This window comes from Paracoccus sp. KR1-242, from assembly GCF_049446195.1.
Classification (GTDB): domain Bacteria; phylum Pseudomonadota; class Alphaproteobacteria; order Rhodobacterales; family Rhodobacteraceae; genus Paracoccus; species Paracoccus broussonetiae.
The window spans coordinates 220,956-246,948 of record NZ_JBMSED010000001.1; the positions used below are offsets into that span (position 1 = coordinate 220,956).

Annotated in this window: 27 protein-coding genes and 2 pseudogenes; 15 read left to right on the forward strand and 14 right to left on the reverse strand. The window is 59.5% G+C overall.

What is annotated here, in order from left to right:
* The first annotated feature begins 42 nt into the window (after window positions 1-42).
* The 9 genes from ACO2Q4_RS01035 (at window position 43) to ACO2Q4_RS01075 (ending at window position 6,653) form a co-directional block, all read left to right on the forward strand.
* Window positions 43-1,260, forward strand: a complete 1,218-nt coding sequence (locus ACO2Q4_RS01035; RefSeq protein ID WP_423316692.1) for a PepSY-associated TM helix domain-containing protein — start codon at window positions 43-45, stop codon at window positions 1,258-1,260.
* The gene (locus ACO2Q4_RS01040; RefSeq protein ID WP_423316694.1) at window positions 1,257-1,802 is read left to right on the forward strand and encodes a thiamine pyrophosphate-binding protein; all 546 of its coding nucleotides are present in this window, start codon (window positions 1,257-1,259) and stop codon (window positions 1,800-1,802) included. Before ACO2Q4_RS01035 ends, ACO2Q4_RS01040 begins: the two co-directional genes overlap by 4 nt.
* Window positions 1,799-2,119 carry a hypothetical protein gene (locus ACO2Q4_RS01045; protein ID WP_423316696.1) on the forward strand — a complete coding sequence of 107 codons (321 nt, stop codon included), beginning with the start codon at window positions 1,799-1,801 and terminating at the stop codon, window positions 2,117-2,119. The genes ACO2Q4_RS01040 and ACO2Q4_RS01045 overlap by 4 nt, the downstream gene beginning before the upstream one ends.
* A complete protein-coding gene (locus tag ACO2Q4_RS01050) occupies window positions 2,116-2,673 on the forward strand; it encodes a DUF6162 family protein (protein ID WP_423316698.1) in 558 nt (185 codons plus the stop codon). The genes ACO2Q4_RS01045 and ACO2Q4_RS01050 overlap by 4 nt, the downstream gene beginning before the upstream one ends.
* A complete protein-coding gene (locus ACO2Q4_RS01055) occupies window positions 2,670-3,593 on the forward strand; it encodes a metal ABC transporter solute-binding protein, Zn/Mn family (protein ID WP_423316700.1) in 924 nt (307 codons plus the stop codon). The genes ACO2Q4_RS01050 and ACO2Q4_RS01055 overlap by 4 nt, the downstream gene beginning before the upstream one ends.
* Window positions 3,590-4,303, forward strand: coding sequence for a metal ABC transporter ATP-binding protein (locus tag ACO2Q4_RS01060; protein ID WP_423316702.1), 714 nt, complete (start codon window positions 3,590-3,592; stop codon window positions 4,301-4,303). Before ACO2Q4_RS01055 ends, ACO2Q4_RS01060 begins: the two co-directional genes overlap by 4 nt.
* On the forward strand, window positions 4,300-5,196 hold the full coding sequence (locus ACO2Q4_RS01065; protein WP_423316704.1) for a metal ABC transporter permease: 897 nt from the start codon (window positions 4,300-4,302) through the stop codon (window positions 5,194-5,196). The genes ACO2Q4_RS01060 and ACO2Q4_RS01065 overlap by 4 nt, the downstream gene beginning before the upstream one ends.
* Window positions 5,193-6,098 (forward strand): metal ABC transporter solute-binding protein, Zn/Mn family, encoded by a 906-nt coding sequence (locus tag ACO2Q4_RS01070; protein ID WP_423316706.1) that lies wholly within the window; start codon window positions 5,193-5,195, stop codon window positions 6,096-6,098. The genes ACO2Q4_RS01065 and ACO2Q4_RS01070 overlap by 4 nt, the downstream gene beginning before the upstream one ends.
* An 84-nt stretch (window positions 6,099-6,182) precedes the next feature.
* The gene (locus tag ACO2Q4_RS01075) at window positions 6,183-6,653 is read left to right on the forward strand and encodes a DUF3016 domain-containing protein (RefSeq protein WP_423316708.1); all 471 of its coding nucleotides are present in this window, start codon (window positions 6,183-6,185) and stop codon (window positions 6,651-6,653) included.
* 1,198 nt (window positions 6,654-7,851) lie between these two features.
* On the opposite strand, the pseudogene ACO2Q4_RS01080 reads toward ACO2Q4_RS01075, so the two are convergent.
* The 13 genes and pseudogenes from ACO2Q4_RS01080 to ACO2Q4_RS01140 form a co-directional block, all read right to left on the reverse strand.
* Window positions 7,852-8,082, reverse strand: a pseudogene (locus tag ACO2Q4_RS01080) (NAD(+) hydrolase PdTIR); the annotation flags it as partial.
* Window positions 8,054-8,446: pseudogene (locus ACO2Q4_RS01085) on the reverse strand (IS110 family transposase); the annotation flags it as partial. The pseudogenes ACO2Q4_RS01080 and ACO2Q4_RS01085, both read right to left, overlap by 29 nt.
* A gap of 386 nt (window positions 8,447-8,832) precedes the next feature.
* Entirely contained in the window at window positions 8,833-10,851 is a 2,019-nt protein-coding gene (locus ACO2Q4_RS01090) for a DUF2075 domain-containing protein (RefSeq protein WP_423316710.1), read from the reverse strand.
* Window positions 10,852-11,045: 194 nt separating this feature from the next.
* Window positions 11,046-11,600: an HGGxSTG domain-containing protein gene (locus ACO2Q4_RS01095; RefSeq protein ID WP_423316712.1), complete on the reverse strand. Its 555-nt coding sequence runs from the start codon at window positions 11,598-11,600 to the stop codon at window positions 11,046-11,048.
* 178 nt (window positions 11,601-11,778) lie between these two features.
* On the reverse strand, window positions 11,779-12,864 hold the full coding sequence (locus ACO2Q4_RS01100) for an AAA family ATPase (RefSeq protein WP_423316714.1): 1,086 nt from the start codon (window positions 12,862-12,864) through the stop codon (window positions 11,779-11,781).
* A complete protein-coding gene (locus tag ACO2Q4_RS01105; protein WP_423316716.1) occupies window positions 12,861-13,076 on the reverse strand; it encodes a hypothetical protein in 216 nt (71 codons plus the stop codon). The genes ACO2Q4_RS01100 and ACO2Q4_RS01105 overlap by 4 nt, the downstream gene beginning before the upstream one ends.
* Complete coding sequence (locus ACO2Q4_RS01110; protein ID WP_423316718.1) at window positions 13,076-13,396, reverse strand: hypothetical protein; 321 nt, start codon at window positions 13,394-13,396, stop codon at window positions 13,076-13,078. Before ACO2Q4_RS01110 ends, ACO2Q4_RS01105 begins: the two co-directional genes overlap by 1 nt.
* A gap of 55 nt (window positions 13,397-13,451) precedes the next feature.
* Window positions 13,452-13,598, reverse strand: coding sequence for a hypothetical protein (locus tag ACO2Q4_RS01115; protein WP_423316720.1), 147 nt, complete (start codon window positions 13,596-13,598; stop codon window positions 13,452-13,454).
* Between the two features lie 107 nt (window positions 13,599-13,705).
* On the reverse strand, window positions 13,706-13,885 hold the full coding sequence (locus ACO2Q4_RS01120; RefSeq protein WP_423316721.1) for a helix-turn-helix transcriptional regulator: 180 nt from the start codon (window positions 13,883-13,885) through the stop codon (window positions 13,706-13,708).
* 142 nt (window positions 13,886-14,027) lie between these two features.
* Window positions 14,028-15,086, reverse strand: coding sequence for a hypothetical protein (locus tag ACO2Q4_RS01125; protein WP_423316723.1), 1,059 nt, complete (start codon window positions 15,084-15,086; stop codon window positions 14,028-14,030).
* The gene (locus ACO2Q4_RS01130) at window positions 15,083-16,279 is read right to left on the reverse strand and encodes a tyrosine-type recombinase/integrase (RefSeq protein WP_423316725.1); all 1,197 of its coding nucleotides are present in this window, start codon (window positions 16,277-16,279) and stop codon (window positions 15,083-15,085) included. The genes ACO2Q4_RS01125 and ACO2Q4_RS01130 overlap by 4 nt, the downstream gene beginning before the upstream one ends.
* Window positions 16,280-16,370: 91 nt before the next feature.
* The gene (locus ACO2Q4_RS01135; RefSeq protein ID WP_423317304.1) at window positions 16,371-17,159 is read right to left on the reverse strand and encodes a zinc ribbon domain-containing protein; all 789 of its coding nucleotides are present in this window, start codon (window positions 17,157-17,159) and stop codon (window positions 16,371-16,373) included.
* A 63-nt stretch (window positions 17,160-17,222) separates the two neighbouring features.
* Window positions 17,223-17,933 (reverse strand): recombinase family protein, encoded by a 711-nt coding sequence (locus ACO2Q4_RS01140; RefSeq protein WP_423316727.1) that lies wholly within the window; start codon window positions 17,931-17,933, stop codon window positions 17,223-17,225.
* A gap of 1,033 nt (window positions 17,934-18,966) precedes the next feature.
* Here ACO2Q4_RS01140 and ACO2Q4_RS01145 point away from each other — a divergent pair.
* The 4 genes from ACO2Q4_RS01145 to ACO2Q4_RS01160 all read left to right on the forward strand — a co-directional run bounded on the left by ACO2Q4_RS01145 (window position 18,967) and on the right by ACO2Q4_RS01160 (window position 21,545).
* Window positions 18,967-19,374 carry a DUF6634 family protein gene (locus ACO2Q4_RS01145; RefSeq protein WP_423316729.1) on the forward strand — a complete coding sequence of 136 codons (408 nt, stop codon included), beginning with the start codon at window positions 18,967-18,969 and terminating at the stop codon, window positions 19,372-19,374.
* 117 nt (window positions 19,375-19,491) lie between these two features.
* Window positions 19,492-20,577: an AAA family ATPase gene (locus ACO2Q4_RS01150; RefSeq protein WP_423316731.1), complete on the forward strand. Its 1,086-nt coding sequence runs from the start codon at window positions 19,492-19,494 to the stop codon at window positions 20,575-20,577.
* Window positions 20,578-20,604: 27 nt separating this feature from the next.
* Complete coding sequence (locus ACO2Q4_RS01155) at window positions 20,605-21,090, forward strand: DUF6634 family protein (protein ID WP_423316733.1); 486 nt, start codon at window positions 20,605-20,607, stop codon at window positions 21,088-21,090.
* 47 nt (window positions 21,091-21,137) lie between these two features.
* On the forward strand, window positions 21,138-21,545 hold the full coding sequence (locus tag ACO2Q4_RS01160) for a hypothetical protein (RefSeq protein WP_423316735.1): 408 nt from the start codon (window positions 21,138-21,140) through the stop codon (window positions 21,543-21,545).
* Between the two features lie 269 nt (window positions 21,546-21,814).
* Here ACO2Q4_RS01160 and ACO2Q4_RS01165 read toward each other — a convergent pair whose 3' ends face one another.
* Window positions 21,815-22,108, reverse strand: a complete 294-nt coding sequence (locus ACO2Q4_RS01165; RefSeq protein ID WP_423316737.1) for a hypothetical protein — start codon at window positions 22,106-22,108, stop codon at window positions 21,815-21,817.
* 442 nt (window positions 22,109-22,550) lie between these two features.
* On the opposite strand from ACO2Q4_RS01165, the gene ACO2Q4_RS01170 reads away from it, so the two are divergent.
* Window positions 22,551-23,474, forward strand: a complete 924-nt coding sequence (locus tag ACO2Q4_RS01170; protein WP_423316739.1) for a hypothetical protein — start codon at window positions 22,551-22,553, stop codon at window positions 23,472-23,474.
* A 463-nt stretch (window positions 23,475-23,937) separates the two neighbouring features.
* A complete protein-coding gene (locus ACO2Q4_RS01175) occupies window positions 23,938-25,989 on the forward strand; it encodes an AAA family ATPase (protein ID WP_423316741.1) in 2,052 nt (683 codons plus the stop codon).
* The last annotated feature ends 4 nt before the right edge of the window (window positions 25,990-25,993 follow it).

Below are 25,993 nucleotides of genomic sequence, written 5' to 3' on the forward strand. Positions count from 1 at the left end.
TTAGGCTAAGGCAGCAGCGCAAAATCATGATCAGGGACTGGCATGACCGATCTGGCCTCGACCCCGCCCGCTACAAAGGCCGGCACAGCAACGCGCCGCAAAAAGGGCGGGATGGCCCGGCTCTGGTTGCTGATCCACGGCTGGATCGCGCTGCCGATCTGGGCCTATCTGTTCTTCATCTGCGTCACCGGAACGATCGCGACCGTCAGCCATGAGCTGATCTGGTTGGCCGATTCCAGCGTGCGCGCCTCGCGCCCCGCGGGGCTCGAGGAGCGGTTGGGCGCCGATGCCCTCGTCGCACAGGTGATGGAACAGCGTCCGGACAACCGCCTCGTCAATGTAGTTTGGCCGGTCGAGAAGCATTTCGCCCCGACCGTCACCGTCAGCGATCCCGAGGGGCGCCAGGCCACACTTTACGTCAATCCTTATGACGGCAGGATTCAGGGTCAGGCCTCGACCGTGGGCTTCCGCTATTTCATCCGGGCGTTGCATGGCTGGCTGTTCATGCCCTGGACCAGCGGCTATTCTTGGGGCTGGTATGCGGTCACGATCCTTGGCATCCCGATGCTCGGCTCGCTGATCACGGGCATTCTCGTGTACAAGAAATTCTGGCGCGCCTACCTGAACCCGCGCCTGCGCATCGGCAAGGGTGCGCGGATCTTCTGGGGGGATTTCCACCGGCTTGCGGGGATTTGGTCCCTGCCGTTCGTCGCCATTATCGGCGTCACCGCGACTTGGTTCCTGCTGGAAGGCATCCTTTCGGACAACGGCGTGACGCTTTCAACTTCGGGCATCCCGACGGTGCTGCCACGCGAGGTCCTGCCCGAGGTCACGCACCGCTCGGACCTGCCGCAGCCCAGCCTCGATGCACTCCTCGCCACCGCGCGCGAGGCAAATCCCGGTATGAAGATCGACAGCATCTGGATGCCCTCGAACGCATTCTCCCCGATCGAACTTTACGGGCGGGGCAGCATTCCCCTGTTCTTCGAAAGCGCGCAGATCAGCCCCTATGACGGTGAAATTGTGAAGCTGCGCCAGCTTTCCGACTATACCGTGATCGAGATGGTCACGACCTCCATGTATCCGCTGCATTTCGGCGACTTCATGGGCGTCTGGCTAAAGGTAATCTATTTCATCTTCGGTGTGCTGCTGTGCATGATGATCCTGTCGGGCATGCTGATCTGGACCAAGCGCACCGCGCGCGAGACCTCGGCCTATCTCAGGGACCGGCGTGACCTGAAGCTGGAGCCTGCGGAATGAGCGGCGTCGCAAGGGGCAATGCCAGCACCCGCTGGGGCCGCTGGTGGCAGAACTGGCGTTTCCACCTGAGCGCGCTTGCGGTGATCGCGCCCTGCATCGCCTTTCCGGCTTTCCTGCATCAGGCCCGCATGTTCACTGGCGAGGCAGGGCTTGGCGCGCGCGAGGCGGGCGTCCTGCAGGCCGGTCCCTATGCCCTGCGTCTGGCCGAGTTCAACACCTTCGAGCCGATGGATGCCGGTATCGCAGGCCCGCGCAAAGTCTTTACCCTCGCGCTCTGCAAGGGCTGCGAGGAAAGTATCCGTGCCGTCCATGTCCGCATCGGCAAGCCACGCTCGCTTCGCGCCGCCGGATCGCTTTTCAGCGGCGTGCCCGAGCGGCTCTCCGCGGACCTGCCCGTGCCCGACAGCGCCCGTCCCGAAGACGGTCTCTGGGTCACGGTCGAGGAATGGGACGGCAGTTCCCACAAGGCCGAGATGCCGCTGGAGCAAGCTTCGCCCGCCACCTTCGCATGGCTTGCCCGCAAGCAGGAGACCACGAAATGATCCGCCCCCTCGCCCTCTCCGCCGCCCTGCTGGCCCTTTCTGCGCCGGTGGCGCTTGCCCATTACCCCTTTTGCAACTGCGCGCTGCAAGGCGGGCAGATCACCTGCAATGGCGGCTTTTCCGATGGCACCGGCGCCGAGGGCGTCAAGCTCGACGTGATTTCCTATGACGAGGACGTTCTGCTTCCGGCCAGTTTCGACGCCAGTTCCAAGGTCAGCTTCCCCAAGCCCGATGGCGAGTTCTACATCCTCTTCGACGCCGGTCCCGGCCATATCGTCGAGGTGGACTGGCAGGATGTCGACGGGCTGACGCCGTGAACGCCACCCATCGCGTCGTCGTCTCGCCAGCCTCGGGCAAGCGTGAAAGCCTCGCCGTGCTGGCGCTGGTGGCCTCGATCCTTGCCGGCTCGGTGACGACCGTGTTCCTGCACCGCGATGTCGAGCAGATCTCGGCCCTTCCCGAATGGCAGATCGACCTGCGCGGCGGATTGAACGCGGCCGAGCAGGGCATCACCGCCGACCTGAGCAATGCGGCGGGCGAGATTGCCTTTTTGAGCGATACATCGCCTGAGGCCTTGGCCGACGAGGGGTTGCCGCCTTTCACCGCCGATGTCACCGCGACGGCACGCGGCGGCCATATCTGGGAAGTGATCGAGAGGGACAGCATCCGCGCATGGCTGGGCCGCCCGGCGAGGTCCGAGGTCGCCAGGCCCATGCTGCTGCGCCTCATGGACGAAACGCCTACAGTCTGGATCACCGAGCGGGCCGACGCCCCGCCCGCCGATCTGGACGATGCGTCGCTGATCGCCGGGGGCTGGCGCATGGTCGTCAGCCGCTACGATGCCAGCGTGACGCGAAAGGATGCACATTGACCCTGACCCGACGCGGATTGATCGCGGCCGCCCTGACCCTGCCGCTGGCCCGCAATGCCCTGGCCGCGACGCCCTTGCGGATCGGGGTGACGCTGCATCCCTATTACTCATGGGTGGCGAATATCGCCGGGGCCGCGGGCGAGGCCGTGCCGCTGGTCCCCGTCGGCTTCAACCCCCATGCCTATGAGCCGCGCGCCGAGGATATCCGCCGCATCGGCGCGCTGGATGCCGTGGTGCTGAACGGAATCGGCCATGACGATTTCGCGGGGCGGATGATTGCGGCCTCGGACCGGCCCGACGTGCCGGTGATCGAAGCTAACCGGAACGTCCCTCTGCTGCCGGCCGTCGGGGCCTTCGCGCGGGGCTTGGGCAATTCCATCGACGGTCGCGTCGTCAATTCCCACACCTTCATCTCGATCGCCGGGGCGATCTCGCAGGTCCAGACCATTGCAACTGAGCTGGGCGCGCAGCATCCGGAATTGGCCGAGACCTTCACCGCCAATGCCCGCGCCTATAACCGCCGCCTGCGCAAGCTGCGCGCCGATGCGCTGGCGCAGGTGGTCGAGGCGCCGCCGCCCGAATTCCGCGTCGCCACCATCCACGGCGCCTATGACTACCTTCTGCGCGAATTCGGCCTCGAGGTCAGCGCCGTAGTTGAACCGGCGCATGGCATCGAGCCCTCTCCCTCGCAGCTTGCTCAGACCATCGAGAAGATCCGCGTGATGAATGTCGCTGTGATCTTCTCGGAATCGAACTTCCCCTCGGCATATGTCGAGACGATCGAGCGCGAAACCGGCGTGACGATGTATCCGCTCTCGCATATCATCCATGGCGAATATACGCCCGAGAAATTCGAGATAGAGATGGCGCAGAACCTCGCCACCATCGTCCGCGCCATCCGCGAGGGCGGCAAGGCATGAGGCGCGGCCCCTCGATCACCTGCACGGGACTTGGCCTGCATCTGGGCGCGACCGAGATCCTCCGCGATGTCTCGCTCTGCGTCGCGCCCGGCAGCATTCATGCCATTGTCGGGCCGAATGGCGGCGGCAAATCCTCGCTGATCCGCTGCATCCTCGGCCAGATGCCGCATCGCGGGCAGGTGTCATTGGACTGGGACGGGGCCGTGGGCCGGATCGGCTATGTTCCGCAGGCACTGAATTTCGACGCAAGCCTGCCGATGACGGTGCTGGATTTTCTGGCCACCCTCGACAGCAACCGCCCGGGATTTCTGCGACCGCGCGCCGCCCTGCGCCAACGGATAGAGGCGCGGCTGGCCCGCGTCGGCATGTCCGGCAAGGCGCTGCGCCGCATGGGCGCGCTTTCGGGGGGCGAGCGTCAGCGGGTCCTGATGGCGCAGGCGCTGGAACCCGCGCCGGACCTCTTGATCCTCGACGAGCCCATGGCCGCGCTGGACGAGGCTGGGGCCGCCACCTTCGAGCGGCTTTTGCAGGATCTGCGCGGCGAGGGGGTCACGCTGCTCTGGATCGAGCATGATCTCGACGCGGTGCGCCGTCTGGCCGACCGCGTGACGGCGCTGAACCGGCATGTCCTCTTCGACGGCCCGCCCGCACAGGAGCTTTCGCCCCAGCGCATTATCGACATCTTCTCGCATCGGGGCATCGCGGCATGAGCTTCGGATCCTTCCGTCAATCGGTTCAGGCGCTGGCCGAGGCAGGCTGGCTGCCCTCGGCGCTTGGCTGGGGCTTTGCCGTCAACGCCCTTCTGGCCGGACTGATCGTAGGGCCGATGCTGGGCAGCCTCGGCACGCTGGTCGTGGTGCGCCGCCACGCATTCTTCGCCGAGGCCGTCGGCCATGCCGCGCTGACCGGCGTTGCCATCGGCATCCTTGCCGGGGAGCCATATACCGGACCCTATGGCGCGCTTTTCGGCTATTGCCTGATCTTCTCGGTTGGGCTCGAGTATCTGCGCGGCCGGACGGGGCTGTCGGCAGATACGCTGATCGGGGTGTTCCTGTCGATGTCGCTGGCGCTGGGGGCCTCGGTCCTCTTGATCCTTGCCGGGCGGATCAATGTCCATATCCTGGAAAATGTGCTTTTCGGCTCGATCCTGACCGTGGACGGGACCGACCTTGCCGTTCTGGCGGTGGTGGCGCTGGTGGTGACGGCGCTGTCGGCATGGCTTTACAACCGCTTCATGGTGGCCAGCTTCCATCCGGCAATGGCGCTGGTGCGCGGCATTCCGGTCCGAACGCTCGACTATCTTTTCGTGATGCTGGTCACGGTCGTGACCGTCGCCTCGCTGAAGATCGTCGGCGCGGTTCTGGTCGGCGCGCTGTTGGTCATTCCGGCGGCGGCGGCGCGGACGGTGGCGCGTTCGCTGGCCGGGTTTTGGTGGCTCTCGGTCGGGATCGCCAGCTTCTCGACACTGGCGGGGATCCTGCTGCCGATGCAGCTCGACCTGCCTGTGCCCTCGGGCGCGGCGATCATCCTTGTCGCGGGGGCCTGCTTCTTGATCTGCGCCGGCCTGCGCGCCCTCGTCCCCTCGCTGAAAGGCGTCACATGACCCGTCTCACTTTCGCCTTGGCCCTCCTAATCGCCGCGCCCGCCGGGGCCGAGACGATCCTGACCGCCCATCCCGCCGCCCACGCGCTGGCCCGGAGACTGACCGAGGGCACCGCGATCGAGGTCCGCGCGGTCCAGCCCGAGAGGCTGCCCGCCTCGCGTCTGGCGTCCTTCCTGCATGGCCGCGGCCGCGCCGATTTCGAGGCAGCGGCGCGGGAGGCCGATGCCGTCCTGACCTTCGGCTCGTTCTGGCCCGACGACCCGCTTTTCCCCGCCGCCCGCCGCGCCAATATCCGCATCGTCCAAATCGACGCTGCGCAGCCGCTGGACCAGCGCATGGCAGGGATCGCGCTTCTCGACCCCCGCGCCTCGGATGCCGAGATCTATGCGCTGCTGGACCTTCAGCCCATGCCACCGCAGGGCGAGGAAACCGCACCCTGGATGTCGCTCACCAGCCTTGCCGAGATGGCCGAAGTCGTGGCGGGGGATCTGGGCCGCCTCGTCCCCGATGCCGCGCCCGGCATCACGGGCAATCTCGCGGGTCTCAAACACGAATTGCTGGCCACCAAGGCCAAAGCCGATGCCGATCTGGCCGATGCCGAAAGCGTCGAGGTCGTCGCGCTCTCGCCGCAATTCGGCTATTTCGCGGCCGATCTGGGTCTGGACCTGCGCGCCACCATCATCGCGGCGCCCCGCGAATGGACGTCGGAACGCGCGGCAAGGCTGGTCGGATGGCTGGAAACCGAGGGGATCGGCACCGTCCTGACCGGCCGCGAGCTGACCGGCGAACTCGCTTCGGCCCTCGACGCGGGCGGAATCAGGGTGATCACACTCGAAACCCTGCCGCAGGGCGACCCGGCACAGGCAGTTGCCGCGAACTTGGCCTTGCTTGGCGGAGAGTGACTCCACCGCACACGAAACTGATTGGACAGGTGACGGAGGGGGGTGTTCACTTGTCGCGACCGCGCTTTTCGAAGAGGGATCGCCATGTTCCGCGCCGCCTTCATCGCTCTCGCTTCCGGCTTGGTTCTGACGCCAGTGCAAGCTGGGGTGGTGGCAAATTACGACGTCTTGGCGCAATCGCATGACCGCGCCTTGCGTAGCGAAAGCGACCGCCGCTCGGTCGCGGCGGAACTGGACCGGCATATCCAGCGCCTGGGGGAGCGTTATCTCGCGGCCGAACAGGACCTGCATATAGAGTTCACCCGCATCGATCTGGCCGGAGAATATGAACCGTGGCGAACGGGCTGGCAGGATGTCCGCATTCTGCGTGACGTCACCCCGCCCCGGATCCATTTTCACTACACACTGCTTCAGAATGGCAAACCCGTCCGTCGCGGCGAGGCAAGACTCTCGGATATGAACTACCTCTCAGACCCGAGGGCGCGCGGAGACAGCGATCTGCTTGTCCATGAAAAGCTGCTGCTCGACGACTGGTTTCGGAAGAGTTTCAGGTAGGCCCCGGCTCCTCCCGCATGCGCTAATAGTGGCCACGGAGCAGTTACGCCGATCGCGACCCGAGAGGGCCTGGCCCTCAGGCAGTGCCACCTCGGCATCGTCGTCGACCTCGATCAGTGTGAACATGCCCATGGCGTAATGTGGCGAGCACTTGATGCCATATGCGCCCGGTCGGGCTGGGCAATCGGAATGGATCGACACCTGCGGGAATCATGCCCTCGATCATCGCGGCGTTATGGCCGGACTGGGTCGGCAAAGTCGACCATTGTCCGTAGCCTCGTTTGGACAATGGCCGCTTTCCGTCCCGGCCTTCGGGATTATGGTAACTACGCATTCGTCGTTCGTTCCCAAGCCGGCCTTACTGCATTGAGGTTCAGTCAGGTTGAAGAAAAACACGTCCGAACCCTTGCCCCAAGGGCGGATATTTCGCCCGAAGGGTCCGATGTCATTCAGCATTACATCAGCGGGAAAAGCTTCGGCTCTACCCCGCACATATTCCGGTTTCACAACGACATACCGGGGGAGAAACTCTTCCTTGCGGAGAATTCTCGCAGCGAAGGAGACAGGGGCCTTGTCCATCCGGTTGCTCCCATGCGTGTGAAGCTTGAGCTGCCTACCCTAAGTGAAGACCGAACCTCCGCAAGGGTATCCCAGCAACATTTCGCGTCGCATCGTCGACGTTTGGCCCATCTGCCTGCGATTGGGGTGGTCAGTGGTTAAGATCGAGAATCGCAATAGGGGGGATCGGCATCGTAACAATCTCGGTCTCGACCACCTTCACGACCCATTGACTGATGCCGCGACGCCTTGGCGCAGGATGGCGAGATATTGATCAGACTGTCCGAGCGTTAACCATACTCGCCCGATGATCTCGTTGCCGAATCGGAACTGATTGCAGCGGATCCGCTAATGTTTGCCGAAAGAGCATCTTTGCCCGCCGCACCCTATCGCATGGCAGTTTGTGGCTCGAGCGACAGCTTCGGAGAACGCCGCTCGGCGGCATTCTTAACGGGCGAACAGCAGCTTCCGTCCGCATCGCAGACGCTTCTCAGCCAAAAATGCTGCGGGACGTGTCGAGCGGCTGCTTCGGGGAATGCTGTCGTGCGGCATTATCAGGATGCGACCGGCTGCTACGGGCCGACCTGCCAGCGGCAAGCCAAGCGCGAGGGTGCGACCGTGGCCGGGAGAGAGCATGCGGTCAATCTCTGATAATCGCTATAAGGTCGGCAACAATCTCGTCCACGCTTTTGGTCGAAGTGTTGAAGGCAAGCTTGTCGGCCATCGTTGGACTGAAGCTCGCCACCTCGTCCTTCGAGACCTTGTGCCAGATTGGCAGTATTCGAGACTTACCCGACGATTCCAACTGAAATAAGCCGTCCAGCTCTTTCTGAGGCCACTCCTTCTTGAAAAAGTGGGTCGACAACACGACGAACCGCCAGGAGCGCTTGCTGATCTTCGGATTTGATTTCGACAAACCGCATGGTCGGGCGGCGGACGGCTTCGCAGATCGCTTCAGCATCGGCCGCATCTGATTTGCCGCGTTTGACGTAGGCTTTCACGTAGTTCGCGGGCATAAGCCTGACATCGTGGCCCAGTTTGCGCAGCTGTCGCCCCCAGTGATGAGACGATCCACAGGCCTCCATGCCAACGACACAAGGAGGCAGTGTGCCAAAGAACTGGATTAGCTTGTCACGCTTGATAGACTTGTTGAAGATCACGCGACCCGTCTCGGAAATCCCGTGAACCTGAAAAACATCCTTGGCCAGATCCAGGCCAACCGTCTTGACCGTCATGGGGTGGCTCCTTTCATAGCAATCGATAGCTACTGCATCATAGCGAATGCAACGCCGGTGGAGCAGGAGCCATCCACCTCATCCGCTATGGGCCGGCCCCATCGGAGCGTGCGGCGGATCGGCCGATACCGACGAACCTCTCGGTTGCTGTGGCGCAGCATGGTGATCGAGCCCACTAGGTCTGACCGCGTCGAAGTCTGCTTGCCTGTATTTACCCATTGGAAATCTGCTCATGCTACAAGGAGTAAAACGCAGCGATGAGTGGACCATTGGAAGAGGTCGTCAAGCGGTGGACGGCCAAGCGTAAGTCGTAGCTGGTCATTGAGATCATTTAAAGCAAGCCAACGGTGGCGGAAGCCAGCCGCAGCATGACCTTTCGTTATTCACTATCGAGCGATCAATTTCAGACTGCCCAGCATGGGTTCACACCACGCATCCGCGTTCGGGCTGTCCAATTCCCGGAGTCCGCATGACTGCAGGAACCGATAGGTCTGATCGTAAAAGCTTGGCGGGCGTGTAGGGTCTTGTGCATCGCCCTGGGGAACAAAGATCACCATTCCCTGTCGCGCACGCGTTAAAATCACGCGGTAGGCATTTTTAAGATACTGCTTCGCGTCATCTTGGACGACACGCTGCCAGCGAGTGCCTTTGAACTTGTTGTAACTCCAGCTTCCATCGGCGTGCCTAAAATCGCCGTCCCAGCAGACGCAGGCCCAGTCGAGCTCGAGTCCCTGGACGTCAAACTCGGTCGCAACCTCTTCCATGTAAAACGACGATCGGACATCAGATCGGTCATTGAGAAACCATGTTTCAGGCTCGACCTTTGCTTTCACGTGCAAGCCTTCTGGCCTGAGGCGATGGGCGCCGGAAGATGCGATTAGACCAAACCGTTCGCTGCCGCGCGCTTGGGCCTGCAACCAGGCGCGAGCTTTTTTGAGATCTCTCGTGATCCAGAGTGGATATCGCTTAGCGACTTGCTGATACGCATGCCAAGCCTCTTCTTGTCTGTTTTCGACGATGTGCCCAATGAAGCTGGACAGCGCTTCGGCCCGAAACGACCGCATCGATACGCTGAGATGCAGCTGCGGTGATTTCACCGTGGGTAGCTGCGTCAGCAGGCCTGCGGCGGATGCGTCAGCGACGTAATCGCCGTCTGCCAGGCGATCCGAAATATAGACATCCCACGCCTGGAAGCGTTCTCCCAAGGCGGAAAGCCATTCTCCAAGGCCAGCCTCGCCCGTGTTGATCTCCTGACCGCCGCCGATCAGACAGATAATCACACACCAATCTGTATGCCGGTCCATAACGCTGATGAGGAACTCAGGCTCTGACATGTTGAAACCGGGATAGTTCTTCTTCGTCTGCATGAATTTGCTGGCCTGTTCGCGCGTCCAGGCCCTCTGTGCTTCATCGAACACAACAACCCGCTCAGGCGGTGCGTCATTGTTGCGCAAGGCTTCGTCCCGGAAGTGATGAATGTTTTGGATAAAGCTGGAGACTTTGCGATGCGCCAAAGCCTTTGTCGTGCCGTCCCGCTTAGCCTCATCTCTAGCAAGGGCTTCGCGCAACACGGACACCAAGGGGCCGTTGCCTGAGAGGAAGACAGAATGTTCGTCAGAATGCTCCTGGGCGCGCTTCGTTGCGATGTTCAGACCGGCGAGTGTTTTTCCGGCACCTGGCACACCGGTCACGAAGCATATGGCCTTTCGGCCGTTCTTCTTGGCGGCATCGATCACAGCAGAGATGGTATCTGTTGTCTGGCTCAGGTTCTGAGCGCTCGCGTCAGAGCGCGCGATCTCTTCTACAGCATGACTTTGGTAAAGTGCCTGAGCGGCCTCGACAATCGTGGGCGTTGGTTTGTACCCAGAACGAAGCCAGGCTGTTACGTCGATTGGCTGCGAAGTGATCTCACCGCAAAGCCCGATGAGATCAGGAAGCGCTGAGGCGGCTGCGAGGAGCGGTTTTGATACGTGGTCCGAGGCAAAATCTGGGGTTGTCGCGGCTGACAACGATGCCGCGGTTGCAATGACCACCGGGATGATGGGCAGATCGTGACTACCCTTATGGAAGTTTTTTAGATCCAAGGCATAATCGTAGACCTGCTCGATGGCGTGGCGATCGAAGGTGTCAGAGCCGACTTTGAACTCCAGGACTAGCACAACGCCGTCGATCAGCATGACGACGTCGGCCCGTTTGCCCATGCGCGGGATCGCGAACTCGAACATGATATGCCCGTCGATGCCTTCGGTGAGCGCAGTCTGCAGGAGGGTGATCTGGGTCTCCCACGCTCCGCGCTGCTGATGCTCTAAGGCAAAGCCGTGATGGTGGGTGAGTGTCCCTAAAACGGCAGCGGGATCCGCAGCAGCGAACTCAGCGATACTCGCCTGGTAATAAGCTGCTTGCATAGTAACTTCCCTCGAGACTGCCACAATTTCTCTATAGCTAAGCGCGTAAGCACAAAGTTTCCATTGGTCCAACCGCAGACACGATCCCCTCGCGCAGCGACCGGAGGACGCATATGGTCAATGTTCTTCTTGGTTCGCAAATATACTTTGGCCCATGTAAGACCCCATGAATGCCCGGCGAGGGTGGCGGGCTTTCAGGTTTTTTCAGGTTTTTCTATTCGGCACTTGTGTTGCGCCCAGCGTTTGCGCTGAGCTTCTGCAATGCGCGCCTTTCCCTCGGCAGTCGTAGGCCCGGTCGAAAGGCCCCCATGCAGGCGGCATCGTTGCTTGCCCGGCTCGCTTTTCAACATGCACTCAAAACCCTTTCGGGTCATCGCTCCACAAGTCTGGCGCTTCATCTGCGCCTCTGTAGCATTGCGGATCGTCATGGCGGCGAAGACCGCACCCAGTTGTTTGGGCAGGACCGTGCCCGTGAAGCTCAGCGACGTGAAGCCCAAGCCCGGGCGGCTACCCAAGACCAAGTTTCGGTCGTTTGGCAAAAGGGCGCTCGCAATCTTTGTCAGGCTCACCGCGCGCCCGTCCAACTCGGGCCGCCCTTCCCAATAGCTGATGGTCTGGCGGGAAACGCCAACACGCTCGGCAAGGGCCGATTGCGAAAGCCCCGCGCGGCGGCGCAGTACAGCGAGTTCTTTCCCGGTCATACCCATCCGCGCGAACCGCTGGCCTTTGAGCCGTAGGTCGTTGGACACCAGATGATCCTTTCCGTTGAGGGAAGGCGCGCCCCAAGGGCGCCTTCATCTCCCATGGGGGTATGGGGGTGTATGTGGCTAGGGTAGATGAAGCGGAGTTGAAGGGGAGTTGAATGATTATCCACAGGGGAGATGAATAGGGAGTTGAAGGGCAGATGAATGGGAGATGAAGGCCTGGCTATGGTACAAGCTCCAGATACGTGACCCGGCGCGATGCAGGCCCGGTAGCCACATTTCGTATCTTCCCCGCTGCAAAAAGGGCCTCCATAGCAGATTTGAGCGCGCGCTTCTGAACGCCCTCGGCCTCGGGGCTGCATGCGAACGCTGTCGGAGCATAATTAGGCCCGGCGCTGGCGTTTACCCGGCGTCCCTGTTCCTCAAAGGTGCGCAGCAGCTTCAAGAATACCCGCTCCGCTTTGCTTTGCCTGGCCACGCGATCAAGGCCCGTCTCCGCCTCATTCGCCACGAAAATGCCGTCTCGCCAGGTCATGGCAACCTCATCCCCGATACGGCCGTAATTTGCCTTCTTGCCCTTCAGCACCCGTGCGTCCGGGTTTGCCTCGCTGCCGTCCTGAATAACCCGCTCGAGGTAGAGTCGGGACCGCACGGAATTGTTCCATGCCGTTGAACCGCTGGTACCACTGCCGCTGGTCAAGCCAGAGAGCGACGGGTGCGCCAGCAGTACCACGGCGCAGTCGTGGCGGATCGCCAAGCCGCGCAGGATACCAATGAACTGCCGCGCCTGCGCCCGGTCGTTCTCATTGCCGGGGAACAGGTCGGCCAGCGTGTCCAGCACCACAACTGCGGGCTGCAAGTCTGTCAGGAGGGCGTCAAGCTCTTGGAACAGGTCCGAGGCCTTCTGGTGGCCCGTGCGGGGGTCCAGCACCGCTAGCAGCGCGTCCTCGCCTGCAAGGCTGCGGATTGTGAGGCTGTCGAGGTCGGCGAAACCAATGCCATAGCCGGTAACTATGCTGGCAAGGCGGCGGTGCAATTCCTGTTCATCATCCTCGGCCGACACGTAGACCGCGCTGCCGCCAGACACGCCACGGCCCAGCCAATGCGATCCGGCAGCCACAGAGCAAGCCAGTTGCAGAGCCAGGAGCGACTTGCCGGTACCGCCGTCGCCGCCCAGCAGCGTCACGGTGGCGCTGGGAATCAGGTCACGCACCAACCAATGCCGATCGGGAATCCCCTTGCCTTCCAAGCTGGCGGCCGAGAAAAAGCGCGATTTCCGTCCGCCCTGATCGAGATTGATAACCGTCATTCATCGTCCTCAATCAGTTCGGTGTTCGATGCAAAAAGCGCATCGACCATGCGATTCATCAGCAGGTGCTGTTTAGGGGTCGGCTGCCAACCGCGCCGCTTGCTTGCCCGCGCGATGGAGAGCGCGAAACCGCGCTCCCAATCAGTTCGGGCTGTGGCGATGACCGAGGTCCATGACCAGAGAAGTTCGTCTACGGAGCGCAAATGGCCCATTATGCTGCGGCCTTCGGCTGCGCCCAATCCAGGAACGGCGCCATTTCCGCATCGGACCACGATTGACGGATGGCAAAGAGCATCGCCTTTTGCTCGCGCATGCTGGCAATCTGGACCCATTCCTTGGCTTCGCGGACAACAAGCTCATCCACAACGAATTGCGGCATGCCGGGGCGCAGCGTGTTCAGGATGGTTTCCAGCAAGCGAATGCGGTCGTCGGGGTCGCAGTCCAGCACCGCCTCCACCACCTTAGACGCATTCGCTTGCCGTTCTGCGTTGGCGTCGAACCAGGTCCAGAAATCCCGGGCCTGTTCGCTCATGTGGTCGCGGGGTTCCTCTGCCGCGCAATTCGCCGTCGTGGGGTTCACGGGCGGATCAATGCGCATGGCCGCCCCCCAAGATGAGGGCGGCCAGCATCGCGGCGCGGTCGGCGTCCAGCCCGTAGCGGTGCATCAGCAGGGCAACGCGAAGGGCGAGGGTGAAGGGTTCAGCCCCTTTGGGCTCGTTGGTGAAATGTGCCATGTCGGCCTCGTGGCTTGCGGGCCGGGGCGCTGGGCATTACATTTCGGCATATCCATACCGCCAAAATCAATGCGCCGCCGCCCCAAGCCCCGGGGTGGCGGTTTTGATTAGGCGGTGGGGCGGTTTTCCAACCAATCGGACACCGCGCTTTCGGGCCATGCGACGGCCTTACCGGTCAACTTGATGGGGCGCGGAAACTGCCCCTTGCTCATCAGGTCGTAAATCGTGCTGCGGCCCAAGCCGGTCACTTCTTCGACGGCGCGGCGGCGCAGGTGCTTTTCAGCCATGTCGGTAATCCCCAGAGTGTTGCGAAGGGTTCCAGACGTTCTGGAACACTGGGGAATTTGGCGCAGGTCGCGAAAACGAGCCGCTGGCTCGTTGATGATTTCATCACGAGCCAGCGGGTTGTCTTATTGCAAGTGTATGATTTTAATAAATAGAATTTCCAGGCAGTCGAAACGTCGCCAGCCAGTCCTTGAACCAGATATCGCGAAGAGGCTTTCCCGCCTCCGACGCAAACAATTTAGGATCAGCAGTTCTGTCATATTCCCGCGCAAGGGATTTTGCATTTCTCAAAGCCTGACGGTCTCCGACATTGGAAAATAGATTGAAGCTCTCTCGTGCCAGCCGATTCAAAACGGCATAGCGTTCTTCCTTCTTGAGCCTATTCTTATCCCCGCCCTTGGGTGCGTTTTTCTGATTTTTGGCAACCTCCCCGCGCTTTTTCAGGGCGTCGGCCTCGATCTCCTTCCCACCCGCAGCCCGTGCCAGCATTCCGGCATTGAAAGCTCTGACAGCGATCTCGGCGAAGCATTCCCGCCACCACCTCTGCTCATGCTCCGGTGGTTCATCACCGTCATCATCAGCAGGCGCACTGGCGAACGCGGCTGATAGGTTCTCGACCTCATCAAGCAGCCGCAGCGCAGCTACGGAATAGGCTCGCCGCGACATGCCCGCAGCGCCTTTCGTTACTTCCGGGGCTTCGGTGAGCGGCATGAGAAAATCCCTCGCACGCCGGACTGTGTCTGCCAAATCAGTCGAAGCCTCTGGCGGGTCGCCGTCTATGCGGGCCGCGATTTCCGGCAACCATTGAGCAAGGTATCGCTGAAACTCGTCGGCGTTGTCCCACGCGAGCCTGAAGTCCTGTCCATCTGGGGTCTTGGAGGCAGGGGGGCTAAGTGTTTCTACTCGGGTTTCGGTCCCGTTTTCCAAGGTTACGATCAAGTCTTTCTGTGCCCGCTCGAGAATATCGGCAAGGTCATGGGGGGTGGCCTGATCGCGCCAGAACGCGTCAAATTGGCCTATCTCGCGGCCGCTCGCACGTCTGGCCTTGCAGATCGGACAAACGCATGCCGGGCCGCCGTTGACCTGCGCCGCCGCCATACACCTCCCTGCGGCACCCGGGGATGTTTCCGCCTTTTTGGCAGCCTCGGCAGCCAAGGATGCCTTTTGATAAAGGGTCAGCCATTTGGGGTTATGATCGATCACGCAATCCTCACCACATTGTCGCGCTTCTCGGCCAGATATGCCGCCCATGCGTCCATCATCTGGCGGCGCTTATCGAGCACGTCGCTGCGGGCATAAGCACGTTCCACAGCGTCACCAGATAGATGGGCCAGAGCGGCTTCAGCTACCTCGCGCGGGAAGGATGTGCGTTCTTGTGCCCATGTTCTGAAAGACGTGCGGAAGCCGTGGACATCTGCGTTGAAGCCAAGCTCTTTCACCAGCTTGGAAAGCGTCATGTCTGACAGGGGACGGCCTTTTTTCGTGCCGGGGAACACTAGCCCTGAATCACCGCCCAGCGCCTCGGCTTGTTTCAGCACGGCAATGGCACGGCAGGACAGCGGAACCCGGTGCGGCCGGGACATCTTCATGCGGTCAGCCGGGATTTCCCAGACCTTCGCGGTCATGTCGATTTCATCCCAACGCGCTTCCCTGACTTCGCCAGACCTTGCAGCGGTCAGCACCAGGTACTCCAGCGCCAACTTGGTCGCCTGTCCCGCTCGGGAAGCGTTCACCGCCTCGATGCAGCCCGAAACGCCAGTATAGGGCAGGGCCTTACGATGCTCCTGTGTCTTGCTGACCTTGGGCAATGCCTCGCTGATGTTCAGGGCCGGGTTGTCCCGCCGCCATCCCCTGGCAATGGCCCACTTCATCACCGTGCCGATGCGCTGGCGAACTCGGCGGGAAGTTTCGGGCAACTTGGTCCAGATTGGCGTCAGCACCGCCAGAACATCCGCCGTGGTGACTTCCGAAACCCGCATCTTGCCCAGCTTGGGAAAAGCATGGGTTTCCAGTGACGATATGAAGTCCTTGCCGTGCTTCTCGTTCTTCCATGTCGGCAGGTGTAGAGCGTGAACGTTGCGAGCGGCTTCTTCGAATGTCAGGACAGCTTTCGCTTCGCGTCGTTCCTGAATCGGGTCGCCGCCGTCACGGGCCAGCCTGCGATTGTCCAGCGCCTTTGCTCTTGCCTCGGCCAAGGTCACCAGCGCGGGCGAGCCAAGACCGATTTCGCACCGCTTGCCTCGGATGGTGATGCGCTGCACCCAGAAGCGCGAGCCGTTTGGGTCAACGCGAAGATATAGACCATGACCATCGAAATACTTTCCCGGCGTGGTGGCGTTCTTGACCGCCTGCGCTGTCAGCGCCTTTTCCGGCCTACGTGTCAGGTGCCCTGTCATCTCTTCCCCCTATTCTTCCCCCAATATCGGGCAGAATATACCGGAACGCCACAGATGATGATAGACAATTAGGTTCACCAAGACCGGTGTTTCAAAGGTTTCGAGGAACAGGTCGGAAGATGCCGGAATGGGGGATGGTGGTCCTCGGCTCCACCAAATTTATCTCTCCCTCGCTTGCAGCGTCTAGCGCATTGAAAATTGGCGTTGTTTTAGGTGTTCGAAAGCCTCTAGTTCGCGTGTAGCCTGGTGGCGTAGCAAAACATGCTCTAAGCACTGTCTTTTTCGTCGCGAGGCTTCCATTTTTCCATAGATTAGAGGGATTTGCGAGGAGAGCCTTTGAGTGTTCGAAGATTTCTGGCGTTACCTGCGTGGCCGATGAAAGTTTGGCGTGTTGAGCCTGCTTAACTTTGAGGTCCAGCTGCAGTTCCTTGAGGCGCAATTTGAGGGCAACTGATACTTCGGCGTCGTCTTCCTCTACGATCCTGTCGAGCAAACGACGGTGCTGATCGCTTAAGGCGGATATCTGGAGCTTCAGATCATCCCTGTCTTGGACGGCATTGGCGGAAACTCTGTGGATTGCGGCACTAACAAACGCTTCAAATACGGCGAGCGCTTCCGATGACGGCACGAGTTCCTCGAGCATATGCTCAATGCCATCATGTATTGTTTGTCGCGGAACAGACTTGCGCTTGCTGAAGCAGCCCTGGTTTTTGCAGGAGTAATACGGATATCGCTGCTTTTTCCCCTTTGACCAGCCTGCCGTCATTAGGCCTCCGCAATCTCCACAAACAAGGAAACCGCGCGCAGGAAAGTCTGGTGCCCGGTTGAGCCGCTCACCCCCCTTGCTAGTATCCAGCTTGCGTATAATTTTTTGATGCATCTCAAGGCTGATCGCCGATGGAACATCAGCACGCAACAGAGGGACGTCCCATTTAGGATAGACTTAGTGTCCAGCATAAAGCGGGTTGCGGAGCAACCTCTCGACCCGTTGCACTGTAACAGACCGCGCATTGTGATACTTCACGAACGGAGGCTGGTCACTTAGCCAGCGCTGAAGTTCTGCATGGTTGCCAAAGCGACCGGTCGCAAAGCCTTCAAGGGCTTCCCGAACAATCCGAAAATGGGGTTCGACAGATGTGACGACATACCCTTTCCCAGGGATACGGTTATAAGTCAGTCCATATGGCAGCCTGAATGGCCAGTGGCCGCCCAGAAGTCTTCCTTTCATTCTGCTGATCACCTGCTCGGAGTTTTTCATGCGATGATGCTGCGCCATGGAGGCAAGCAAGTTCTCTACAAGGAGGGAGTCTGCGTCGTCTTTGAATTCCCGGTTAGGCGACATCAGCAGGCAGCCGGCGTCCCGCAACTTCTCTCTGATCTCCAAGTGGCCTTTTAGGTCCCGGTTCAAACGTGAGATGTCATCAAAGATGACGACAAACCTTTTTGAACGTTCTCGCCGCACATGCTTGATCAAACTGTTCAGCCCGATGCGTGCTAACGATCCTCCGGTGTAGGTATCAGAATAAACTGCCACAACGTCGAGACCCTTACGACCAGCAAAGGCGCGACAAACGTCCTCTTGGGACTGCAGACCTGAGCCCTCTTCCTCCTGCTTACGGCTAGAGACGCGCACGTAGATAATGGCTTGAATCATTGAGAATCTCCTCCGCGATTACAGTTGCAAGGCACATCAGTTTGTCGGTGACATCCTCGACATCATCATCGGGAACGATTTTGGAAAGCTCATTCCTGGCGACCTTAAGTGCTCTCTGCGAAGAGTCGCACTTCTCTGGGGATGAGGGCGCGAGTCCGAACTCAGCTTGGTGAGGTGTGATTTTCTTAGGCATGGCGCACCACCCGGCAAAACACTTTCCTTCGCAACCGATTGGGATATTTTAGCATCCGCACGAAGTTGACCAACGAAAACTTCGAACACGCTTTTCATTTTTTCGCATAAAATCAGATTATTACTCGCCGTGGAGGGTGGGTTTCTGGCGCGCATTAATTCAATCAGTTAGCGGAGGCGACCTTGGGTTTCCGCTCCTGTTAGGGAATTTTTTTCGCATTCTTTCGCAGGTTCACTCTTTTGTGATAATCGGGCGAGGATCGGGTGAATAAGTCCGTCGCAGACGGCCTTCGGCATGAGTTGCGGAAGAGGTTATGCGTCTCTGGCCAGTCGATTCCCGAGATCAGACTGCACCGTTCTAGAAGAGGTATTGCGTTTTCGCATTCCAGAAGGACCGGCTGTTCAGGAGGCGGCGTGGGCGAAGAGATGGCCTGAGGCACCAGTGGGGCGGTCGTCAAACTGGCGATCGTCTTTCGCGTAAGGCCCGCTCCCCAAAATGGCGCGTCAGGACCATTTTCGGCGGCCTGCCGAGCAAAAATGTGCCTCCAAGAGCGTCCACGACCGCTTTTCATTGAATCAATTCATTTGAGTCAACTTCTGGGAGGAATGCGAAAAATCAATGTAAGATACTGTTATCATTGAATAGAATCGTTTACTGATCCTGCTCATTGTGGCAGGATACAAGTTGAGCTGGATGGATATGCCCAGCTTCACTCCGACGTCAATGAGCAACTTCGGCTGACCCGAGGCCGGTGCTCGATCCCTTGTCTTCCGTCCAATCCACCGGGGCATGCGCTGCCCGGCCCTTTCGAATGCTGCTCGCCTGAACGGAGTAAGCGCCATGCCTTCAGACCATCGCCTTGAAGATCTTTTTGCCCAGGCAGCACTCTACGATCTTGTCGAGGGTGGGCCCAGCAATGCCGATCTTGCCCATGCTCCCGTGCTCGATAGCTGGGTCGCGTTGCAGGACCGAATTGGGCGCGTGATGCTATTCGGACGCGTCACCGATCACCCTCATCTCGGTAATCGCGTCATCCACACCTCCCAGGTCTACGGACTTGATGCCGCGGGCAACTGGGCTCGCACCTATAACCGGTGGTATGTGCTGGGCACACCCTATCCCGGGCGCGAGAAAAACGCGTTCGAGCTCCCACCGCTCCACGCGCTCTCCGGTCCATATGAAATTCGCGCCGTTCTGGCCGCAGAGGCTGGCATGCTTCGCGCCATCCTGGCCCGAGTCCGACAATAGCCCGCGTGTTTTTTGGCTGTGCCCGCTCGCCACACGGTGCCTCCGGAAATACTGGGCCGACGCGAATACAAAATCCCTATGGCCTGCAACTGATCCCCCAGTCATCGAGGATAGGTTATGCCGCTCATTCCCTTCGCCCGGTTTTCCTTCCCCAATCCAGCATTCAAAGCTGGACCAATTGAGGAACGATTGCGCCGACATCTGCTTCAGATCCTCATGGCAAAAGAGAAAGACGACCGCTTCCACCCTCCAGATCAGCCTCCCAAGGAATGGTCTGAGCTTGATTTGCCTCTCGCCAAAACCCGCCGCATTCGGCAACGCGCTACGGATATTGCAGCCTGTCATGCCAATCGGTCACCCTTTTCCAGACTGCGACCCGAAGATCAGCAACGCCTCACTCCGATCAAACCGGGTGTCGAAGGTGTCAACATCCCCAGTGAGCACCGGGCTGATGAAATTGCGGCAGCCCTTCAGGATGAATATCCTTGGATGGGCGAGGTCAATAACAAGATCTGGCATGCCATGCGGCGATCTGTGCGGCGCGGCGATCCCGCGTTCCGGATGCCGCCCATGGTGCTCTCCGGCCCGCCCGGGATCGCAAAAACCCATCTGGGCGCCACGCTTGGAGAAAAGCTCGGGGTGCCCAGCCTGATTTATGAATCCACCAGCCAAGGCGCTTCGTTCGGCTTGGTCGGGTCTCAAAAAGGCTGGTCCAACGCAGAGCCGGGTCAGCTGATCGACATGTTGTTGACGGAGCGCGTGGCTAACGTGGTCGTGGTCGTCGACGAACTGGAGAAAGCTGGCTCGGTCATGTCGAGCAAAGGCCAGGTGTTCGACCTCGCTGCCTCCCTGCTGCCCCTTCTCGAGCCGATGAGCGCTGCGCGCTGGACTTGCCCGTATTTCAAGTTGCCGTTCAATTTAAGCTGGGTCAACTGGATCATCACGGTCAACGACCATCGGACATTGTCCGCCCCACTTCTGAGTCGATGCCCCCCTATCCATGTCCCGTATCCCACCAGCGAACACCTTGTCCGGTTCGCCGGTCGTGAAGGGCGCCGCCGCGATCTGTCCGACACCTCGATCGAGGCCATCGGCGAGGCGCTGATCTGGGCCATGAAACAGAGCTACCAGCCTGACCTCCGCGTGGTGCTGCGCATGCTCGATCTCGCTGAGGACCTCGAAGCCCGCCCGATGCTGCACTGAGCCAGCACCCCCACGATCCCCATCAGAATGGATGATACCATGGCACTATCTCCTGAACATCGCGCCGGATTGGATCGGGCGCTCAAAGCCATCGCCGAGGCCGAGGCAGGTCCGACAGGGGCGGATCTGATCAATGCCCCTGTCATCGATCATTGGCGCCCCCTGCGATCAGGTTCCCACACAATCGCGCTCTGGGGCAATGTCTCGGGGCACCCACTCCTCGGACGCGACACCGCGACGACAAGCCCTCTGTTGGCGATCAATGTGCAGGCGGGATGGGCAAGGACGAAGTCGCGATGGTATGCCCTCGGCCGGCCCTTTGCGGCGCTGGGGGCCGAGCTGGCCGAAAGCATGGGCGTCAACGGACCAGCGGCCGACTTCATCAAGTTTGCGCTGCCCGGATACCTTCCGCTCGAAAAGCCCGACCAGCTGCCTGAGTTGCTAGCAAACTACATCGCCTGGGTGCGTGAATTCGATGCGACAGACCGGGCAGCGACTGGACGGGAGGGCTGAAAGAACTGGTTTACCGCCGAACCGGGCGGTTCCGAAGGAGATATAAGATGCCAGCAGAAATCCCTACGAACAAACCGAGTGCCGCGGAACGCCTGCTCGCCACAATCAAAATGATCGACGCATCGCAGGCCTGCGCGCTTTTGCGCATAGAGACACATGTTCCGGAACGCATCATACAGGACATCGCCCGCGATTGTGCCGTCATCACCGTGATCCAAAATGGTGAAACAGTGTTGCCGCTGTTTCAGTTCAATACGGCAAGCGGCACTGTCTTCGAGGTCGTCCTCGACCTTCTGCGTCTCAGGCCTGCCCGTATCAGCAACCTTAGGCTCTGTTACTGGCTGACACGCGCTCACGTGGATTTCGGCTGCGCGCCGGCGGACCGGTTTGGCCGTGATGATGCGGCAATTCTCGATGCATTTAGGCGATATATCGAGCCGGAACTGCAGGGGTGATCGCCGGTCACCGAAAGACCTCATCACCGCTCGGTTGGACAGAGGTCGATACGGCGCGTTGCGGATCAAGGCCTGCCCGCGCCAAGATCTGGTTATGACGGATCCGCGTATTTGCTGACCAGGAGGCAGGCGATTGTCGCCTGTATCGGCGGGCTGCCCATAAGTAGGTGAGATGGCGCTGGTGCCTGAACTACCTGATAGGTGCCGGTCCGGCCGGCATACTTCGGGCGCACAGTGACGATGTCGCACAACTGTGCTGGGGGGGATGGTCAGCCGTTCAGCAGGGGCCTCACTGAGCCGTTGCACGATACCGCAGCCATAGGGGCAGGTCGCAGGCTGTCAGGCTTGATGACATTTTCGAAGCGCGGCAACGTCGGTAGAGGATTGCTGATGGTGGGTTTGGGGGCCGGTCTGGCCGTGGTAGTTTTACCGGCGCGCTCGGCCAGATGATCCTCTCGGTCCTTGACCTCGGCCAGCGCGATGGACAGATCCCCAAAGGCAGCTGACATCTTTTTTTGGTAAGCCTTTTCGATCGCTTGCCATACCGCGCGTGGTTCAACCAAGCCATTATACGATCTTGCCACCATCAGTCTCAAACTCGGAGTCGCAGGGCTGACGATCAGCCAGAAGGTGAAATCCGCGACGCACTTAACTTAAGCCGAACGTCCTTGAGTGATAGTGAACCAATGGCGGCTTGCCGGAAGCTACACCCTGGCAGGCCAAACAGTCATCGATCTACCGTTGAGCCACCATCGCCCTGCGCCCTATGGTGGCTGGACGTGAGGTCGTCGAAGATCACAGAACGCGTTATTCCGAAGGAACCGACTGCCTGCAAACGTGGGCGTGGGCGGGCTGCGATCTTCAAAGCGGCGCTAGTCGAGATTTCGGCGAGCTACGAGAGTTTGTATTTGTAGAGAAATTTTATCGAATTCACAGGCATTAAGCCTTGACGAGTGGACGTATGTGCTCGAATCTACTTCGACGCTGTCCGGTTCCGATAAGAGAATGATTGAAAGATATCAGCGCGCCTGGGACGGTGCGGAATGGGAAGAGTTTGCACTGAACCTGATACGTCTTCGGCACGGAGCGGCGAATGTTCAGGCAGTGCCCGCTAGGGTTCAGGGCGACGCGGGCATCGAATGTTTTACGACAGACGGGTGCATTTACCAATGCTATGCGCCGGAAGAAACCGGAGACGTGGCCAAAGCTGCGAGCGCGATGAGGGAAAAGGCGCGACGCGACCTGGCCAAACTCAGCGCCAACGCAACGAAGATCGAGAACATTCTCTGCGGATTGAAGATCAGTCGTTGGATATTGCTGTCACCGTTTCTGGACAGCAAAGACGTTATTGCCCATGTCGCGGCAAGGGCCAGCGAACAGGCCAAGCTCGGTCTTTCCTATCTTACTCCCGACTTCACCGGGATGGTGCATTGTCAAACCGACTTCGCCGTCGAAATAGAAGAGATACGAAACCGTGCGCGCGGTGCGAAACTGAAGCTGCTTTCGCCAGCCCCTGATGACATTGCAGTTAAGGCCAATAATATCGACGGAGCGCTCGAAGATAAGCTTCTCAGGGCATTTTCACATGACACTGTTGATCGTCGGCTGATGAAGAAACGCGGCTTCGTTACCGGACATATTCGATCCGAAAACGCACTTGAGCAGTTGAAGCGCGATGCACCAGATCTTTGGGAGACGGCGCAGACCACCATCGCTTTGGAAGAGGAGCGTCTGGCGACCGCGGGATCCTTGCCCGGCAAACCGGGCGAATTGCTCATTTACGAACAGGATCGTCTGTTCAAGGCGTTGTCGGCCGCCTTGCCAACCCTAGACAGCAACACCGTCCGCGCGGTCGCTCAAGGTCAGATTGGAACTTGGCTCATTGAGTGTCCTCTGGACTTCGAGCCTTCGACGGGGCCGGTTCAGTGAGCAACGGGGCAGTCCTTTTTCGTGGGCGGCCGAAGCCCTGCGCTGGAGACATGCGTATTGCATGGCGTGTTTCGGTGGTCCTCCTGGCTCTCCTCAACTGCCATGGGAAAAAGGCGTCGTTCGCAAAACTTCATGTGCTGAACGATGCTCTCAGGACGCCGAGTTCAAGAGAGAGCCTTATCGATGTGCTGGAGGGAAGATCGGACGCTCTGAGTTACGTCCTGAGGGTAGAACCCGCATTCACACGCGCCCTTGACTTTTTGGTTGGTGACGGGTTCGCGACTTGGGGTGTCAGTAGCAAACACGCGATCCTCATCTTGACGAGCAAGGGTTTGGACGTTGCACGGGCGGTTGATGCTCGAAAAGACATTCTGACAGACGAACGAGCGTTTCTATCCGAACCTGGGAAGAAACTGACAGAAAGCTTTGTTGACAAGCTTTTGATGACAGGAAAACGATTGCTTTGATTACCATTCGCCACATTCGCCTTCGGTCCGTCACCGCGGACCGCACCTTTGGCGCAGACATCGCTTTTTCTGACGGCCTCAATGTTATTCAAGCGGATAATACGTCCGGAAAATCTACGGCGCTTATGGCTATCATTTACGGCCTAGGCCTTGAGCGCTCGCTGACCTCGAAGCTGGACGTGCCACTGCCATACGCCATGCGCGACCGGATCGAGGTGGCCAAAGATCAGGGATATGAGCCTGTCCTCGAATCCCATGTGGCTCTGGAAATCCGGAACTCCCGGGGAGCGGTGATAACCGTCAGACGAGAAATTCCTCAGGAGGGGAAGGCGGGCCTGGTTCGGACCTGGGGTTGCTCCATCGACCAAGTGGATGGATCGCAGGGGCAGCAGAAAGACTTCTTTTTGCATGACAAGGGTTCTGCGGTCAATGAAGACGGATTCCACCATTTCTTGGCCCGGTTCATCGGATGGGACCTCCCGCTGGTCCCTTACTATAATGGCGATGAGCGGCCGCTCTATATCGAAACTATTTTCCCGATGTTTTTCGTAGAACAGAAGCGCGGATGGTCGGCTATCCAAGGACCGCTGCCAACCTTCTTCGGTGTGCAGGATTTGCCCAGGCGGGTGATGGAATTCGTTTTAGATCTCGATGCTGGAAAGGCAAGGCGAGAGCGGAGTGAACTGCAGAAAGAACTGCTGCTTGCCGTTACGAAATACAAAGCCATACGCAAGGAAATTGTTTCCGGAAGCGACGCGCTGGTCCGCATCGAAGGTTTGCCGAACGAGCCGACGGCAAGCTTCGGGCAGGATAGTCCTGTTCAGCTTGCAATCTACTACGACGAGGAATGGCGCGCCCTGTCTGCAGTTGCCGCGAAAGTTGAAAAAAGGATAGCAGACTTCGACCAGTCGGAGTTTGTTGCGGTTGAAGATGCGTCCAAAGAACTGGATGAAAAATTAGGCGCCGCAGAGGAGTCTCTCGCCGAATTGAGTGCGCGGGTTCCGACCATGCGCCACGAATACCAGCTTGCACTAAGTGAGAAGCGCGCTTTCGAAGATCGGGTCGCTGCGCTGTCGCTGGACCTCCAGAGAAACATCGATGCGAAAAAGCTTCAGGACCTCGGTTCTATCCTAGGAATGGCGTCGAGCGAGCACACCTGCCCTACCTGTCAGCAAGACGTATCGACCGAACTGCTGCCCGCGGTCAGTCGCGTAGCAATGGGCCTCGATGATAACATCGCCTTCATACGATCGCAGTTGGAACTTTACCGATCGATGCTTGGGTCGATAAGCGAAACACTGCACAGAATCAAAGTCCAGCATCAATCTTTGCTGGATCAACAGAAGGAGCTGAGAGCGCATGTCAGGGCGCTTAAGCGCGATCTTCTTCGCCCGAACCCGGGCACTTCTAGAGCTGAACTGGAGGAGATCGTGCGTCTGCAGGCGCGCCTAGAACGGTGGGTTGCCCAACAGGAAAGAGTCGATGGAGCTGTCAGCGGGCTTCGTGCTATCGCACGCGAGTGGGCTGATGTTAAAAAGAAACTTGCGGAGGTCGGATCCGGCGCGCTGACCGAGCAGGACAAAAAAAAGGAGCGGCTCTTACAGGCAATCCTACAGCGTCTATTGAAGAGCTTCCATTTTTCGTCTTTCAAGATCGATGGCTTCACTCTCTCCAGTGAAGATTTCAGGCCGCAGGTCCGTGCCGCGGCCAAGGACGGTGAGCAGATCGTCAAGGATATAACCTTTGAGGCATCGGCGAGCGACGTGGTGCGCCTCAAGTGGTCATACATTCTGTCATTGCTCGAACTGTCGAAACATGTGCAGACCAACCATATCGGATTCGCGGTTTTCGATGAGCCGGGTCAGCAGCAGATGGATGAAAATGATCTTGCCGCTTTCCTCGCTGAGAGCGCTCTGGTTGCGAGCAAGGGTCGACAGGTTTTGATCTCCACCTCGGAAGTCCTATCTCGTGTCGAGGCCGCTCTGGATGGGCGCGAAGCAAAGCTTCACGCCTTCGGCGGCTATATTTTGCAGCCTCTTCCTGCGTGATCGG

Bases quoted from the DNA above. Each gene is read 5' to 3' on its own strand.
- ACO2Q4_RS01145 (WP_423316729.1), top strand. From the start codon at position 18,967: ATGCCTTCAGACCATCGCCTTGAAGATCTTTTTGCCCAGGCAGCACTC.
- ACO2Q4_RS01140 (WP_423316727.1), bottom strand. From the start codon at position 17,933: ATGATTCAAGCCATTATCTACGTGCGCGTCTCTAGCCGTAAGCAGGAG.
- ACO2Q4_RS01135 (WP_423317304.1), bottom strand. From the start codon at position 17,159: ATGCATCAAAAAATTATACGCAAGCTGGATACTAGCAAGGGGGGTGAG.
- ACO2Q4_RS01110 (WP_423316718.1), bottom strand. From the start codon at position 13,396: ATGAGCGAACAGGCCCGGGATTTCTGGACCTGGTTCGACGCCAACGCA.
- ACO2Q4_RS01075 (WP_423316708.1), top strand. From the start codon at position 6,183: ATGTTCCGCGCCGCCTTCATCGCTCTCGCTTCCGGCTTGGTTCTGACG.
- ACO2Q4_RS01130 (WP_423316725.1), bottom strand. From the start codon at position 16,279: ATGACAGGGCACCTGACACGTAGGCCGGAAAAGGCGCTGACAGCGCAG.
- ACO2Q4_RS01120 (WP_423316721.1), bottom strand. From the start codon at position 13,885: ATGGCTGAAAAGCACCTGCGCCGCCGCGCCGTCGAAGAAGTGACCGGC.
- ACO2Q4_RS01060 (WP_423316702.1), top strand. From the start codon at position 3,590: ATGAGGCGCGGCCCCTCGATCACCTGCACGGGACTTGGCCTGCATCTG.
- ACO2Q4_RS01070 (WP_423316706.1), top strand. From the start codon at position 5,193: ATGACCCGTCTCACTTTCGCCTTGGCCCTCCTAATCGCCGCGCCCGCC.
- ACO2Q4_RS01035 (WP_423316692.1), top strand. From the start codon at position 43: ATGACCGATCTGGCCTCGACCCCGCCCGCTACAAAGGCCGGCACAGCA.
- ACO2Q4_RS01115 (WP_423316720.1), bottom strand. From the start codon at position 13,598: ATGGCACATTTCACCAACGAGCCCAAAGGGGCTGAACCCTTCACCCTC.
- ACO2Q4_RS01150 (WP_423316731.1), top strand. From the start codon at position 19,492: ATGCCGCTCATTCCCTTCGCCCGGTTTTCCTTCCCCAATCCAGCATTC.
- ACO2Q4_RS01160 (WP_423316735.1), top strand. From the start codon at position 21,138: ATGCCAGCAGAAATCCCTACGAACAAACCGAGTGCCGCGGAACGCCTG.
- ACO2Q4_RS01065 (WP_423316704.1), top strand. From the start codon at position 4,300: ATGAGCTTCGGATCCTTCCGTCAATCGGTTCAGGCGCTGGCCGAGGCA.
- ACO2Q4_RS01040 (WP_423316694.1), top strand. From the start codon at position 1,257: ATGAGCGGCGTCGCAAGGGGCAATGCCAGCACCCGCTGGGGCCGCTGG.
- ACO2Q4_RS01155 (WP_423316733.1), top strand. From the start codon at position 20,605: ATGGATGATACCATGGCACTATCTCCTGAACATCGCGCCGGATTGGAT.
- ACO2Q4_RS01105 (WP_423316716.1), bottom strand. From the start codon at position 13,076: ATGGGCCATTTGCGCTCCGTAGACGAACTTCTCTGGTCATGGACCTCG.
- ACO2Q4_RS01090 (WP_423316710.1), bottom strand. From the start codon at position 10,851: ATGCAAGCAGCTTATTACCAGGCGAGTATCGCTGAGTTCGCTGCTGCG.
- ACO2Q4_RS01100 (WP_423316714.1), bottom strand. From the start codon at position 12,864: ATGACGGTTATCAATCTCGATCAGGGCGGACGGAAATCGCGCTTTTTC.
- ACO2Q4_RS01170 (WP_423316739.1), top strand. From the start codon at position 22,551: ATGATTGAAAGATATCAGCGCGCCTGGGACGGTGCGGAATGGGAAGAG.
- ACO2Q4_RS01045 (WP_423316696.1), top strand. From the start codon at position 1,799: ATGATCCGCCCCCTCGCCCTCTCCGCCGCCCTGCTGGCCCTTTCTGCG.